The organism is Dechloromonas sp. ZS-1 (genome assembly GCF_039649255.1).
Taxonomy (GTDB): Bacteria; Pseudomonadota; Gammaproteobacteria; order Burkholderiales; family Rhodocyclaceae; genus Azonexus.
Window position 1 is genome coordinate 328,141 of sequence record NZ_JBDIYD010000003.1, and the last position, 13,854, is coordinate 341,994.

Annotated in this window: 14 protein-coding genes; 13 read left to right on the forward strand and 1 reads right to left on the reverse strand. The window is 60.4% G+C overall.

Going from position 1 to position 13,854, the window contains the following annotated elements; translation table 11 throughout:
- Positions 1 to 109: 109 nt before the first annotated feature.
- Positions 110 to 1,840, forward strand: coding sequence for a proline--tRNA ligase (locus tag AACO21_RS06705; protein ID WP_346191729.1), 1,731 nt, complete (start codon positions 110 to 112; stop codon positions 1,838 to 1,840).
- The gene (locus AACO21_RS06710) at positions 1,828 to 2,451 is read left to right on the forward strand and encodes a lytic transglycosylase domain-containing protein (protein WP_346191730.1); all 624 of its coding nucleotides are present in this window, start codon (positions 1,828 to 1,830) and stop codon (positions 2,449 to 2,451) included. Before AACO21_RS06705 ends, AACO21_RS06710 begins: the two co-directional genes overlap by 13 nt.
- On the opposite strand, the gene ffh is transcribed toward AACO21_RS06710, so the two are convergent.
- Positions 2,452 to 3,840: a signal recognition particle protein gene (ffh, locus tag AACO21_RS06715; protein WP_346191731.1), complete on the reverse strand. Its 1,389-nt coding sequence runs from the start codon at positions 3,838 to 3,840 to the stop codon at positions 2,452 to 2,454.
- A gap of 29 nt (positions 3,841 to 3,869) precedes the next feature.
- Between ffh and ccsA the strand changes: the two genes are divergently transcribed.
- From ccsA to nudB, 11 genes are all read left to right on the forward strand, one after another.
- The gene (gene ccsA, locus AACO21_RS06720) at positions 3,870 to 4,706 is read left to right on the forward strand and encodes a cytochrome c biogenesis protein CcsA (RefSeq protein WP_346191732.1); all 837 of its coding nucleotides are present in this window, start codon (positions 3,870 to 3,872) and stop codon (positions 4,704 to 4,706) included.
- Between the two features lie 6 nt (positions 4,707 to 4,712).
- A complete protein-coding gene (locus tag AACO21_RS06725; protein ID WP_346191733.1) occupies positions 4,713 to 6,014 on the forward strand; it encodes a CNNM domain-containing protein in 1,302 nt (433 codons plus the stop codon).
- Positions 6,015 to 6,054: 40 nt separating this feature from the next.
- Positions 6,055 to 7,770 (forward strand): type IV-A pilus assembly ATPase PilB, encoded by a 1,716-nt coding sequence (pilB, locus tag AACO21_RS06730; RefSeq protein ID WP_346191734.1) that lies wholly within the window; start codon positions 6,055 to 6,057, stop codon positions 7,768 to 7,770.
- A gap of 12 nt (positions 7,771 to 7,782) precedes the next feature.
- Complete coding sequence (locus AACO21_RS06735; RefSeq protein WP_346191735.1) at positions 7,783 to 8,997, forward strand: type II secretion system F family protein; 1,215 nt, start codon at positions 7,783 to 7,785, stop codon at positions 8,995 to 8,997.
- Positions 8,994 to 9,857, forward strand: coding sequence for an A24 family peptidase (locus AACO21_RS06740; protein ID WP_346191736.1), 864 nt, complete (start codon positions 8,994 to 8,996; stop codon positions 9,855 to 9,857). Before AACO21_RS06735 ends, AACO21_RS06740 begins: the two co-directional genes overlap by 4 nt.
- Positions 9,858 to 9,928: 71 nt before the next feature.
- Entirely contained in the window at positions 9,929 to 10,180 is a 252-nt protein-coding gene (locus AACO21_RS06745; RefSeq protein WP_346191737.1) for a zinc ribbon domain-containing protein, read from the forward strand.
- The gene (locus AACO21_RS06750) at positions 10,180 to 10,797 is read left to right on the forward strand and encodes a DUF502 domain-containing protein (protein ID WP_346191866.1); all 618 of its coding nucleotides are present in this window, start codon (positions 10,180 to 10,182) and stop codon (positions 10,795 to 10,797) included. Before AACO21_RS06745 ends, AACO21_RS06750 begins: the two co-directional genes overlap by 1 nt.
- 20 nt (positions 10,798 to 10,817) lie before the next feature.
- The gene (aspS, locus tag AACO21_RS06755; RefSeq protein ID WP_346191738.1) at positions 10,818 to 12,620 is read left to right on the forward strand and encodes an aspartate--tRNA ligase; all 1,803 of its coding nucleotides are present in this window, start codon (positions 10,818 to 10,820) and stop codon (positions 12,618 to 12,620) included.
- A 7-nt stretch (positions 12,621 to 12,627) separates the two neighbouring features.
- Positions 12,628 to 12,996, forward strand: a complete 369-nt coding sequence (locus AACO21_RS06760) for a ribonuclease domain-containing protein (RefSeq protein WP_346191739.1) — start codon at positions 12,628 to 12,630, stop codon at positions 12,994 to 12,996.
- The gene (locus AACO21_RS06765) at positions 12,989 to 13,405 is read left to right on the forward strand and encodes a barstar family protein (RefSeq protein ID WP_346191740.1); all 417 of its coding nucleotides are present in this window, start codon (positions 12,989 to 12,991) and stop codon (positions 13,403 to 13,405) included. The genes AACO21_RS06760 and AACO21_RS06765 overlap by 8 nt, the downstream gene beginning before the upstream one ends.
- Positions 13,402 to 13,848: a dihydroneopterin triphosphate diphosphatase gene (gene nudB, locus AACO21_RS06770; protein WP_346191741.1), complete on the forward strand. Its 447-nt coding sequence runs from the start codon at positions 13,402 to 13,404 to the stop codon at positions 13,846 to 13,848. The genes AACO21_RS06765 and nudB overlap by 4 nt, the downstream gene beginning before the upstream one ends.
- Positions 13,849 to 13,854: the final 6 nt, after the last annotated feature.

Sequence of the window (13,854 nt, forward strand, 5' to 3'; positions counted from 1 at the left end):
AATCCTGCAAAAATTAATGGTTGCCCGAATTCTTTCACAAAGGCCGCCCGCGTGCAAAGGCACGCCAGCGTGTAAAATCCGGTTTTTGCAACGAATTCAAGAGCATCCCATGCGCACCTCGCAGTTTTTCTTCACCACCCTCAAGGAAGCCCCGGCCGACGCCGAGGTGATCAGCCAGAAAATGATGCTGCGCGCCGGCTATATCAAGCGCTCGGCGACCGGCATTTACACCTGGATGCCGCTCGGCCTGCGCGTGCTGCGCAAGGTAGAAAACATTGTTCGCGAAGAGATGAATGCGGCCGGTGCGCTGGAGTTGCTGATGCCCGCCGTGCAGCCCTTCGAACTCTGGGAAGAGTCGGGCCGCGGCCCGGCCTACGGCCCGGAGCTGCTGCGCTTCAAGGATCGTCACCAGCGCGACTTCGTGATTGGCCCGACGCACGAAGAAGTCATCACCGACGTCGTGCGTCGCGACGTGAAAAGCTACCGCCAGCTGCCGATCCACCTCTACCAGATCCAGACCAAGTTCCGCGACGAAATCCGCCCCCGTTTCGGCGTCATGCGCGGCCGCGAATTCCTGATGAAGGACGGCTACTCCTTCCACACCTCCTTCGACGACCTGGTGCGCGAGTACGGCAACATGTACGCGACCTACAGCCGCATCTTCAGCCGCCTTGGCCTGAAGTTCCGCGCCGTGGCCGCCGACACCGGCTCGATCGGCGGTGATGGCTCGCACGAATTCCACGTTCTGGCCGACTCCGGCGAAGATGACATCGCTTTCTGCGCCAACTCCGACTACGCCGCCAACGTCGAACTGGCAGAAGCCGTCGCCCCGAGCACCCCGCGTGCCGCAGCCGGCAAGACCCTGGAAAAGGTCGCCACGCCGGGCAAGACCGCTTGCGTTGATGTCGCCGCCTGCCTGACGGTCGACCTCAAAAATATCGTCAAATCCATCGCTGTGGTCAGCGAGCAGGAAGAAGGCGCCAAAAAGTTCGCTCTGCTGCTGCTCCGTGCCGATCACGAACTGAACGAAATCAAGGCAGGCAAGATTCCGGCCCTGGGCGCTTTCCGCTTTGCTTCGGACAGCGAAGTGCAGGAATACCTCGGCTGCGTGCCGGGCTACATTGGCCCGGTCGCGGTCGACCGCGAAAAAGTGGCCGTTTTTGCCGACCGCACGGTCGCCGCCATGAGCGACTTCGTCTGCGGCGCCAATGAAGCCGGCTTCCACCTCTGCGGCGTCAATTTCGGCCGCGACCTGCCGGAGCCCGAGGTGTTCGACATCCGCAACGTCCTCGCCGGCGACCCGTCCCCGGACGGCAAGGGCACGCTGGAAATTTGCCGCGGCATCGAAGTCGGCCACATCTTCCAGTTGCGCACCAAGTATGCGAAGGCCCTGAACTGCGCCTTCCTGGACGAAAACGGCAAGAACCAGATCATGGAAATGGGCTGCTACGGCATCGGCGTTTCCCGGATCGTCGGCGCGGCCATCGAGCAGGGCAATGACGAACGCGGCATCATCCTGCCGGCTTCGATCGCACCGTTTGCCGTCAGCATCGTGCCCATGGGCTATCACAAGAGCGATGCCGTCAAGGCGGCCGCCGACCAGCTCTACGCCGACCTCAAACAAGCCGGCGTCGATGTCGTGCTGGATGACCGCAACGAGCGCCCCGGCGTCATGTTTGCCGACATGGAACTGATCGGCATCCCGCACCGCGTGGTCATCGGCGAGCGCGGCCTCAAGGAAGGCCAGCTCGAATACAAGGGCCGCACCGATGCCGACCCCACCATGGTGGCTCAGGGCGACATCCTCGCCTTCCTGCAAGGGAAACTGTGCGCCGCCTGATCGCGGCCTGGCTGTACCTCTGTGTGTCGGCCAGCGCGCTGGCCGGTGCACAGAAATACGAACCGCTGTCGGCCAGTGTCCAGGCGGCCTTGTACAAGGCCGTATCGGACAGCCGACCGCAGGTATCGTCGTTCAAAACGCCGCTCGAGGCGGCCGATTGGCTGGGTGAAATGTCACGCCGGCTGGAAAAACGGATTCCGGACCGCGAGTACCGCATCGATCTGCTGCGCAGTGTCCACTACGAAGCGACCCGCGCCGGGCTCGACCCGCAACTGGTGCTCGGCCTGATTCAGGTTGAATCCGGGTTCCGCAAATACGCGGTGTCTTCGGCCGGCGCCCGCGGCTACATGCAGGTCATGCCATTTTGGGTCAAATTGATCGGTCGACCGGATGACTCGCTCTTCGAGCTGCGCACCAACCTGCGCTATGGCTGCACCATCCTGCGTCACTACCTGGATATCGAAAAGGGCGACCTCTATCGCGCCCTGGGCCGCTACAACGGCAGCCTGGGCCAGCCGGAATATCCGAATTTGGTCCGCGGGGCCTGGCACAAACACTGGGCCTACGGCGAACCGGCCGCGACGCAGCCGGTTGCCCAAAACACGCGCTGATCAGCGGCCGAAGCCGCCCATCCCGCCCATCCCCCCCATACCGCCGCCCATCAGGCCCTTCATGCCACGCATGAGTTTGCCGATGCCGCCCTTGGAGAACTGCTTCATCATCTTCTGCGTCTGCTCGAACTGACTGAGCAGGCGATTCACTTCCTGTACCTGCACGCCCGCACCCATCGCAATGCGGCGCTTGCGGCTGGCCTTGATCAGCTCCGGCTTGGCGCGCTCCTGCGGCGTCATCGAATTGATGATGCCTTCCACCCGCCCGATGATCTTGTTTTCCGCCCCGGCCGGCAGTTGACCGGCAGCCTGCGAAAACTGGGCCGGCAACTTGTCCATCAGGGAAGACAGGCCGCCCATGTTGCGCATCTGGGCAATCTGCTCCTTGAAGTCGTTCAGATCAAAGCTCTTGCCCGCCTTGAGTTTCTTGGCGAACGCAACGGCCTTCTCTTCGTCGATTCCCTTGCGCGCCTCTTCGATCAGGGAGAGGACGTCACCCATGCCGAGAATACGCGAGGCCATCCGCTCCGGATGGAAGGCCTCCAGGCCCGTCAGCTTTTCACCGACCCCGGCAAACTTGATCGGCTTGCCGGTGATGTGGCGCACGGACAGTGCCGCACCACCACGCGCATCGCCGTCCAGCTTGGTCAGCACGACGCCGGTCAGCGGCAGCGCTTCATTAAAGGCCTTGGCCGTATTGACGGCATCCTGGCCCAGCATCGCATCGACCACGAACAAGGTTTCGATGGGCTTGATCTCGGCGTGCAGGCGCTTGATTTCGTCCATCATTTCGGCGTCGACCGCCAGACGACCGGCCGTATCGACCAGCAGCACATCGTGGTAGTGACGCTTGGCCCAATCCACGGCGGCGGCCGCAATCGCTTCCGGCTTCTCGCCCGTCGAGGACGGGAAGAAGTCAACGCCAGCCTGAGCGGCCACCGATTTCAGCTGCTCGATGGCCGCCGGACGATATACGTCACAGGAAACCACCAGCACCTTCTTCTTGTGGTTTTCCTTCAGGAACTTGGCCAGCTTGCCGACGGTGGTCGTCTTGCCCGCCCCCTGCAAGCCCGCCATCAGAACGATGGCCGGCGGCTGGGTATTGAAATTGATCCCTTCATGGGCATCACCCATGATCTTGGTCAGCTCGCCATGCACCACCCCGATCAGGGCCTGACCCGGATTGAGGGAGCCGATGACCTCCTGGCCGACGGCTTTCTCCTTGACGGCAGCAATGAAATCCTTGACCACCGGCAGGGCCACATCGGCCTCCAGCAAGGCCATGCGCACTTCGCGCAGGGCATCGGCGATATTGGATTCGGTCAGGCGGGCTTCGCCCTTGAGCGTCTTCATGACGCGGGCAAGGCGTGTCGTCAGGTTGTCGAGCATGTCAGATGGGCTTCTAGTAGAATTCGCGAATGGCCGATATTGTAATTCAGCTTCTGCCCCACATCCTCGCTGCTGTGCTGTACGGGGCGCTGGGCTTCCATTTCTGGAACACGCGCTGGCGCGATGGCGAACATCGCGCGGTCGCCATTCCCATGCAAACCTGGGAGCGCAGCGCTATTGCCGCCGCGCTGCTGATCCACGCCGGCGGACTCTACAGCGCCCTGTTTGCCGAAGCCGGCATGCGCTTCTCGTTCAGCTTTGCCCTGTCGCTGATGATGTGGCTGGCCGTGCTCATCTACTGGCTGGAAAGCTTCATGGCCCGCATGGAAGGCATGCAGCCCATGGTCCTTCCGCTCGCTGCAGCCTGTGCAGCAGCCCCGGTCGCCTTCCCGCAAGTCCATCTGGTCGCCAACGCCGGCGCCACCGGATTCAAGCTGCACTTCCTCGCCGCGATGCTGGCCTACAGCCTGCTGACCCTGTCGGCCCTACACGCCATTTTCATGGGGTTCACGGAAAACGCCCTGCACAAACGTACGCTGACCCGCAGCCTGGCCAGCCTGCCGCCGTTGCTGACCATGGAAGCCCTGCTCTTCAAGATGCTGGGCCTCGGCTTCGTCCTGCTCACCTTGGCCGTTGGCAGCGGCGTATTTTTCTCCGAGCGGCTGTTTGGCAAGCCCTTCGCCTTTGATCACAAAACGCTGTTTGCCTTTGCCTCCTGGGGCATTTTTGCCACCCTGCTGATCGGCCGCCACGCCTGGGGCTGGCGCGGCAAGCGCGCGCTTCGCTGGACCATGGCGGGCTTTGCACTGCTGGTGCTGGCCTACATCGGCAGTCGCTTCGTTGCCGAAGTGCTGCTGACCCGCTAACGCGCCGTGGAAGAACTTCCGCTCTCCGCCTTGGGCGCTGCACTTGTCCTGCTCCTGGCCATGTCGGCCTTTTTCTCCTTGAGCGAGACGGCGATGATGGCCTCCAATCGCTTCAGGCTCCGCCACATGGCTCAACAAGGGCATCGCGGCGCACAAAAGGCGCTCGATCTGCTGGCCCGTACGGACAAGATGTTGGGCGTCATCCTGCTCGGCAACAATCTGATCAATTCGGCCGCCGCCACCCTGGTCAGCGTCATCGCCATGGAGCTTTTCGGCGACAGCGAATGGGCACTCGGTCTGGGTACCCTGGCTGTCACATTCGCCATCCTGGTTTTTTCCGAAATCACCCCGAAAATCATTGGCGCGACGCACGCCGACCGCCTCGCCCTGCTTCTGGGCTACATTCTTCACCCTTTGCTGCGACTCTTCTATCCGGCCGTCTGGTTCATCAACCTGTTTGCCGACGCCCTGTTGCGCCTCCTGCGCCTGAAGCCGGAACAGCACGACCAAGCTCCTCAACTGTCGCCGGAAGAGTTGCGCAGCCTGGTGCTGGAGTCCTCGCATCTCATCCCGCAGAAGCACCGCGCCATTCTGAGCAGCCTCTTTGAGCTGAATGACATCACCGTCGAAGATGTCATGACGCCGCGCGGCCAGATTGAAATCCTGGACCTGGATCACCCCTGGGAGGATGTACTCACCCAACTGGCGACCAGCCACCACAGCCGGCTTCCCGTTTGCCGAGGCTCCCTGGACCAGTTGATCGGCATCCTCTCTGTCCGGCGCCTGCTCGGCAACCTGAACTCGGATGATTTCGACGAGCCACGCCTGCTGGAACAACTACAAACGCCTTATTACATCCCTGCCGGGACGCCGGCATTTTCGCAACTGGCCTTTTTCCAGGAAAACCGCCAGCGCATCGGGTTTGTGGTCGATGAGTACGGCGATATCCTGGGGCTGCTGACGCTCGAAGACATCATTGAAGAATTTGTCGGCGACTTCACCACCTCACTGCCGGGCCTGGGCAATACCCTGCACTGGGACGAAACGGGCGCGGTGATTGTTGACGGCGGCCGCCCCTTGCGCGAGATCAACCGCATGCTGGGGCTGGACTTTCCCCTGGATGGCCCCAAAACGCTGAACGGGCTGATTCTGGAACACTTCGAAGACATCCCGGAAGCCGACCTCTCGATCAAGTTGGCCGGCATTCCGATCGAAGTACTGCAAACCCACAACCGCAGCGTCATCACTGTCCGCCTCTTCCGGCCAAAGCCGGCGGGGCCCAATCTTTACAAATCGACCTCCGAGTAGCATCATCGGGCGATCTCAACGGCATCATTTCTGACACCTAATGGCAGCGACTCCAGCCTCCACCTCCCCGCTCAGCGGCCTTGCACGCGCACTCGTCCAAGCCGGCCGCATCAAGGAAATCGAAGCGGAAGAGTTGATCAGCCAGGCTGCAGCAGCCAAAGTGCCGCTGATTGAACAGATCATTTCCAGCCAGAAAGTGTCCGCCAGCGACATTGCACGCTTTGTCGCAGACACCTTCGGCTACCCGCTGCTCGATCTGGCTGCATTCGACGAGATTCATATTCCCGCATCGGCCATTGATCGCAAATTGATCGCGGCCCATCAGGTCATCCCGCTGCACAAACGCGGCAACCGGATTTCTGTCGCCATCGCCGACCCGACAAACCTGCGCGCACTCGACGAAATCCGCTTTCAGACAGGCCTGGCGGTCGACCCCATCGTCGTCGAATATCCAAAACTGACTCCGCTGGTCGCCAAACATGCGGAGTCAGCGGAAGACACCCTTAAAAACCTCACCAACGAGGACATCAACCTCGACTTTCTGGACGAAGAAGCCGCCGGCAAAACGGAAGAAGCCACTCAGGAAATCGATGACGCCCCCGTCGTCAAATTCATTCAGAAAATTCTGCTGGATGCGATCAATGACGGGGCATCCGACATCCACTTCGAACCCTACGAGAAGTACTACCGGATTCGTTTCCGTGTCGACGGCATTTTGCGCGAAGTGGCCACCCCGCCTTTGGCCATCAAAGAAAAAATCGCATCCCGCATCAAGGTGATCTCCCGCCTGAACATTGCGGAAAAGCGCATCCCGCAGGATGGCCGGATGAAATTGGTACTCTCCAAAACCCGCGCTATCGACTTCCGGGTCAGCACGCTGCCCACCCTGCAGGGTGAAAAAATCGTGCTGCGTATTCTCGACCCAACGTCTGCCACGCTGGGCATCGAGGCGCTGGGCTATGAACCCGAACAACAAGCTGCACTGCTGGAAGCAGTCAACCGGCCCTACGGCATGGTTTTGGTGACCGGCCCGACCGGCTCAGGCAAAACGGTGTCGCTGTACACCTGCCTGAACATCCTGAACAAGGATGGCGTAAACATCTCCACCGCCGAAGACCCGGCTGAAATCAATCTATCCGGGATCAACCAGGTCAACGTCGATGACAAGGTTGGCCTGACCTTCGCCGCCGCGCTGAAATCGTTCCTCCGCCAGGATCCGGACATCATCATGGTGGGCGAAATTCGCGACCTGGAAACAGCCGAAATCGCCATCAAGGCTGCCCAGACAGGCCACATGGTGCTGTCCACCCTGCACACCAACGATGCACCGCAAACCCTGACCCGCCTGATGAACATGGGGGTACCGACCTTCAACATTGCCTCCAGCATCCAGTTGATCACCGCCCAGCGCCTGGCTCGGCGACTGTGTTCCTGCAAACAGCCGATGACCATACCGCATGAAGCACTGATCAATGCCGGTTTCAAGGAGGAAGAACTCGACGGATCGTGGCAGCTTTATGGCCCGGTCGGCTGCGAACGCTGCAAAGGCAGCGGCTACAAAGGCCGCGTCGGTATTTATCAGGTCATGCCGATCTCGGAAGAAATGCAACGCCTGATCATGAGCGGCGCCAACGCCATCGACCTGGCGCAACAGGCCAAGCGCGAAGGCGTCAAGGACCTGCGCGAATCGGGGCTTCTCAAAGTCAGGCACGGCCTGACCTCGCTCGAAGAAGTCCTGAGCACCACCAACGCTTAACGGAAAATTCGCATGGCTGCAGCCAAGACTGTCAAGGAAAGCACCTTTACCTGGGAAGGCCGGAACAAGGACGGCAAGATCGTTCGCGGCGAGATGCGTGCCGCCAGCGAATCCGTGGTGCAATCAACTCTGCGTCGGCAGGGCGTGCTCAACCCCAAGATCACCAAACTTCGCTTTGCGCGCGGTCGCAAAGTCACCGATAAGGACATCGCTCTCTTCACTCGCCAGCTCGCCACGATGATGAAGTCCGGCGTACCGCTACTGCAGGCTTTCGATATTGTTGGCAGGGGTCACGCCAATCCTGCAGTCGGAAAATTACTGCTCGACATTAAGGGAGATATCGAATCGGGCAGTTCCCTCTCGCAGGCCTTCCGGAAATATCCGCTGTATTTCGATGCACTGTATTGCAATCTCATTGCTGCCGGTGAGCAAGCGGGGATCTTGGACTCTCTTCTGGACCGGCTTGCAACATACAAAGAGAAGATACTTGCAATCAAAAGCAAAATTAAATCGGCAATGTTTTATCCGATTTCAGTATTAGTGGTTGCTTTTATTATTACCGCGGTGATCATGATTTTCGTCATCCCCGCATTCAAAGACGTTTTCAAAAGCTTTGGCGCCGACCTACCTGCACCGACCTTGTTAGTGATTGCAATATCCGATGTGTTTGTCGCTTATTGGTGGCTGATATTTGGCACCATTGGGGGGGGTATATATGCTTTTATGGAAAGCTGGAAGCGCTCCGAGCAAATTCAAATGGCCATGGACCGATTACTGCTAAGAACACCAATTTTTGGCGAAATCATCCGCAAATCAGTCATCGCAAGATGGACACGCACCCTAGCCACGATGTTTGCAGCAGGCGTTCCTCTTGTAGAGTCACTTGAATCAGTCGGGGGGGCTGCCGGCAACTACGTATATAAAATTGCCACACGGCAAATCCAAAGCGAGGTTGCAACAGGAACCAATCTGACAACTGCCATGCAGAACGTCGACCTCTTCCCGAACATGGTGACCCAAATGGTAGCGATCGGCGAAGAATCAGGTGCTCTTGACTCTATGCTAAGCAAAGTCGCAGATTTTTTTGAACAAGAAGTGGACGATGCCGTAGACGCTCTATCCAGTTTAATGGAACCATTAATCATGGTGGTGCTGGGCACTCTCATTGGCGGGATGGTTGTGGCCATGTACCTGCCTATATTCAAGATGGGATCGGTGGTCGCATGATCCAAGGCCTTTTCCAAACACCAGAGTTCTTCCTTGCGCTTGTCTTCTTTATATCTCTCTGCATCGGCAGTTTCCTGAATGTCGTCATCCACCGCCTCCCGCGCATGATGGAGAACGAGTGGCGACAGCAGTGCGCGGAATTGGCCGGCGAAACAGCGTCGACCGCAGGTGTCCCCTACAACCTGATCACCCCGCGCTCCCAATGTCCTCATTGCCAGCGGCCCGTGCGCGCGGTGGAGAATATTCCGCTCATCAGCTATTTCGTACTTTTGAGAGGACGATGCGCAGGCTGCCAGGCGCCCATTTCGCTTCGCTACCCGATTATTGAGGCCAGCACTGCCCTGCTCTCGACGTTTGCCGTCTGGCATTTTGGCCCAACAGCCCAGGCTATCGGCGCTCTCGTCCTGATCTGGGCACTCATCGCTCTCACAGCCATTGATCTGGATACGCAACTCCTGCCTGATGCCATCACCCTGCCCTTGCTCTGGCTCGGCCTCCTGTTCAATCTCGATCAGACCTACACGCCGCTGCCGCATGCAGTCATTGGCGCCATGGCCGGCTATCTCGTCCTCTGGTCCATTTTCTGGCTATTCAAGCTGGCCACAGGCAAGGAGGGAATGGGATATGGTGATTTCAAGCTGCTGGCTGCACTGGGCGCCTGGCTGGGATGGCAAATGCTCCCGGCCATCATCCTGCTTTCTTCCGTGGTTGGCGCCGTTATCGGCATTGGACTCATCGTATTTGCCCGCCATGGTCGCAACGTACCGATCCCCTTCGGACCTTATCTGGCAGCAGCCGGCCTGATTGCCCTGTTTTGGGGAGAAACGCTGACACGGCAGTACTTGGCAATTGCCTCTTGAAACCGAGTTAGCGCACCCCAATTTCAGGTGTTGCAACTCTCAGTTATAATTCAAGGTTTTGGAGGATTCCCATGCCGATTTACGAGTATCGCTGCGACTCCTGCGGACATCAGAAAGAGCACCTGCAGAAGATCAGTGACCCTGTGCTCACCACCTGCCCGGCCTGCGGCAAGGAAACCTATGGCAAGCTGTTGTCGGCTGCCGGTTTTCAGCTCAAGGGCAGCGGTTGGTATGCCACCGATTTCAAGGGCGGCAGCAAGCCGGCCAGTCCCCCGCCCTGCCAGACCGGTGAAGGAAGCTGCAATTCGTGCGTAGCCAACTGATCAAACGCTATTTCATTACCGGCCTGCTGATCTGGGTCCCGCTGGTCATCACCGGCTGGGTGCTGTCGCTTATCGTCAGCACCCTGGATCAATCCCTGCGCCTGTTGCCGGAGACGATTCACCCGCAACACCTGTTTGGCTTCGCCATTCCCGGTGTAGGCGCGGTATTGACGCTCCTGATGATTTTCCTCACCGGACTGCTGGCCGCCAATTTCATCGGCCAGAAACTGGTCGTGTGGTGGGAAAAGCTGCTGGCCCGTATCCCGGTCGTCAATTCGGTGTACAACAGCGTCAAACAGGTTTCGGATACGCTGTTTTCGCCCAACGGCAACGCTTTCCGCAAAGCACTCCTGGTCCAGTACCCGCGCCGTGGCTGCTGGACAGTGGCCTTCCTGACCGGCCAGCCCGGGGGGGACATCATCAACCATCTGGATGGTGAACACGTCAGTGTGTATGTACCAACCACCCCCAACCCGACCTCAGGATTTTTCCTGATGATGCCGGTCACCGAGGTCGTCGAACTCGACATGACGGTCGACGAAGCCCTCAAATACATCATTTCCATGGGCGTGGTGGCCCCGCCGCCTGCGCCACGTAGCAACACGAACACCCAATAAGACATTAACCGGATCGTTTCATGCGTACTCATTACTGCGGACAACTCAACGCCTCCCTCGACGGCCAGATCGTCACCCTGTGCGGCTGGGCCCACCGTCGTCGCGACCACGGCGGCGTCATCTTCATCGACCTGCGCGACCGCGAGGGCCTGGCTCAGGTCGTCTGCGACCCGGATCGCGCCGACAGCTTCAAGATCGCCGAATCCGTCCGCAACGAGTTCTGCCTGAAGATCACCGGCAAGGTCCGTCCGCGCCCGGCCGGCACAACCAACGCCAACCTGGCCTCCGGTGAAATCGAAGTCCTGTGCCACAAAATCGAGGTGCTGAACCCGTCGGTCACGCCCCCGTTCCAGCTCGATGAGGAAAACCTCTCCGAGAACGTCCGCCTGACCCATCGCGTCATCGATCTGCGCCGCCCGCAGATGCAGAACAACCTGATGCTGCGCTACAAGACGGCGCGCGCTTTCCGCCGCTTCCTGGACGACAACGGCTTCATCGACGTCGAAACCCCGATGCTGACCAAGTCGACCCCGGAAGGCGCCCGTGACTACCTGGTGCCGTCGCGCGTGCATGCCGGCCAGTTCTTCGCGCTGCCGCAGTCGCCGCAGCTGTTCAAGCAGTTGCTGATGGTTGCCGGCTACGACCGCTACTACCAGATCACCAAGTGCTTCCGCGACGAAGACCTGCGCGCCGACCGCCAGCCGGAATTCACCCAGGTCGATATCGAAACCTCGTTCATGAGCGAGGCCGAAATCACCGCGCTGATGGAGCAACTGATCCGCCGCGTCTTCAAGGAAGCGATCGACGTCGAACTGCCGGAATTCCCGCGCATGACCTACGCCGAAGCCATGCGCCGCTTTGGCTCCGACAAGCCGGACCTGCGCGTCACGCTCGAACTGGTCGACGTCGCCGACGCCTTCAAGGACGTCGCCTTCAAGGTCTTCGCCAGCATCGCCAACAGCGAGGGCGGCCGCATCGCCGCCATGCGCATCCCGGGCGGCGCCAGCCTCACCCGTGGCGAGATCGACGAATACACCAAGTTCGTCGGCATCTACGGTGCCAAGGGCCTAGCCTACATCAAGGTCAACGACGTCACCCAGGTCAATGAAACCGGCCTGCAGTCGCCGATCGTCAAGAACCTCTCCGAAGCCTCCCTGCGCACCGTGCTCGAACGCACCGGCGCCCAGTCCGGCGACCTGATCTTCTTCGGTGCCGACAAGGCCAAGATCGTCAGCGACGCACTCGGTGCCCTGCGCATCAAGATCGGCCACGAAAAGGGCTTCGTCACCGGCGCCAAGTGGGCCCCGCTGTGGGTGATCGATTTCCCGATGTTCGAGTACGACGACGAATCCAAGCGCTGGACCGCCTGTCACCACCCCTTCACCAGCCCGAAGGACGAGCACCTGGAATTCCTGGCGACCGATCCGGGCAAGTGCCTGGCCAAGGCCTACGACCTGGCACTGAACGGTTGGGAACTGGGCGGCGGCTCGGTGCGTATCCACCGCGCCGACGTGCAGGAGAAGGTCTTCGCCGCGCTCAACATCGGCCCGGAAGAACAGCAGGCCAAGTTCGGCTTCCTGCTCGACGCGCTGAAGTACGGCGCCCCGCCGCATGGCGGCCTGGCCTTCGGCCTGGATCGCATCGTCACCATGATGACCGGTGCCGAATCGATCCGCGACGTGATTGCCTTCCCGAAGACCCAGCGCGCCCAGTGCCTGCTCACCGATGCCCCGTCGGCGGTCGACGAGAAGCAGCTGCGCGAACTGCACGTCCGCCTGCGTCAGAAGGTCGAGACGCAGGTCGAAGTCGCAACGCAAGGCTGATCGACCCATGCGAACCTGGCTCCGTTCCTGCATCGTTGCCTGGTTCGCCCTGCTCGGCGTGCTCGGCTTTGTCCCCGCGCACGCCTTCAGCAATCCGGCGGTCGACTGGGTTTCAGCCGCCGAATTGCCCATCGAGGCCAGGCAGACCCTGGCCCTGATCAAGGTCGGCGGCCCCTTCCCCTACACTCGGGACGGCATCACTTTCGGCAATTACGAAAAGCGACTGCCGATGCAACCGCGCGGCTACTACACCGAGTACACCGTCAAGACCCCCGGACGCAAGGATCGCGGCCCACGACGCATCGTCGCGGGTGAGCGTCAGGATTACTATTACACCGACGATCACTACCAGACCTTCCGGCGCATCCGTGAATAAGCCCACTCATACCCTGCTGACCGAGCATCGCCAAGCCGGCCTGTTTCGCGTCAGCCAAAGTCAGCTCGGTGCGCTACAGAAAGCGGCAGCCGCCTTGCCCATGCTGGTGCACGAGGTCGATATCGGCTGCCAGCCCGTACACCTTGCCCTGGTCACACTGGGCAAGGCCCTGCACTTTCCGGCATGGTACGGCGCCAATCTGGATGCCCTGTGCGACTGCCTGAGCGACCCGGACAGTTTCCCCGCACCGGATGGATTTTTGCTGGTGCTGCGCGGCCACAGCCAGACGCTGGCTGCCCTGGCTGAGGCATTGCGTGCAGCGGCAGAAGCCCGCAACACGGCGAAAACACCGGCCTGGATCCTGCTCCTCGACGACCTGACCGAGATTCCCCCGTTACCGGCGGCATGAAGCCTTACAAACAACCTGTTTCCGTCCTGGTCGTCATTCACACCCCCGATCTGCAAGTGCTGATGCTCGAACGGGCAGCCCACCCCGGCTACTGGCAATCCGTGACCGGCAGCCGCGAAGGGGATGAAGCCCTGATCGATACGGCGCGCCGAGAAGTGGCCGAAGAGACCGGCATCACCGGCGGCTCACTGACCGATTGGCAGCGCACCAACACATACGAGATTTTCCCCGAGTGGCGACATCGCTACGCCCCCGGCGTGACGCAGAACACCGAGCATGTCTATTCGCTTGAGGTCGCCACCGCACTGACGGCACACATCGCCCCGGACGAACACCGTGCCTGGTGCTGGCTGCCTTGGCAGGACGCAGCGGCACGCTGCTTCTCCGAGAGCAACCGGGTGGCAATTCTGGCCCTGGCTGCCGGTCGACCGTCGGAACGCTGAACTGCG

What these genes read in the sequence shown, in the direction of transcription:
- AACO21_RS06705 (WP_346191729.1), top strand. Translation starts at nt 110, where the DNA reads ATGCGCACCTCGCAGTTTTTCTTCACCACCCTCAAGGAAGCCCCGGCC.
- ffh (WP_346191731.1), bottom strand. Translation starts at nt 3,840, where the DNA reads ATGCTCGACAACCTGACGACACGCCTTGCCCGCGTCATGAAGACGCTC.
- ccsA (WP_346191732.1), top strand. Translation starts at nt 3,870, where the DNA reads ATGGCCGATATTGTAATTCAGCTTCTGCCCCACATCCTCGCTGCTGTG.
- pilB (WP_346191734.1), top strand. Translation starts at nt 6,055, where the DNA reads ATGGCAGCGACTCCAGCCTCCACCTCCCCGCTCAGCGGCCTTGCACGC.
- AACO21_RS06735 (WP_346191735.1), top strand. Translation starts at nt 7,783, where the DNA reads ATGGCTGCAGCCAAGACTGTCAAGGAAAGCACCTTTACCTGGGAAGGC.
- AACO21_RS06740 (WP_346191736.1), top strand. Translation starts at nt 8,994, where the DNA reads ATGATCCAAGGCCTTTTCCAAACACCAGAGTTCTTCCTTGCGCTTGTC.
- AACO21_RS06745 (WP_346191737.1), top strand. Translation starts at nt 9,929, where the DNA reads ATGCCGATTTACGAGTATCGCTGCGACTCCTGCGGACATCAGAAAGAG.
- aspS (WP_346191738.1), top strand. Translation starts at nt 10,818, where the DNA reads ATGCGTACTCATTACTGCGGACAACTCAACGCCTCCCTCGACGGCCAG.
- AACO21_RS06760 (WP_346191739.1), top strand. Translation starts at nt 12,628, where the DNA reads ATGCGAACCTGGCTCCGTTCCTGCATCGTTGCCTGGTTCGCCCTGCTC.
- nudB (WP_346191741.1), top strand. Translation starts at nt 13,402, where the DNA reads ATGAAGCCTTACAAACAACCTGTTTCCGTCCTGGTCGTCATTCACACC.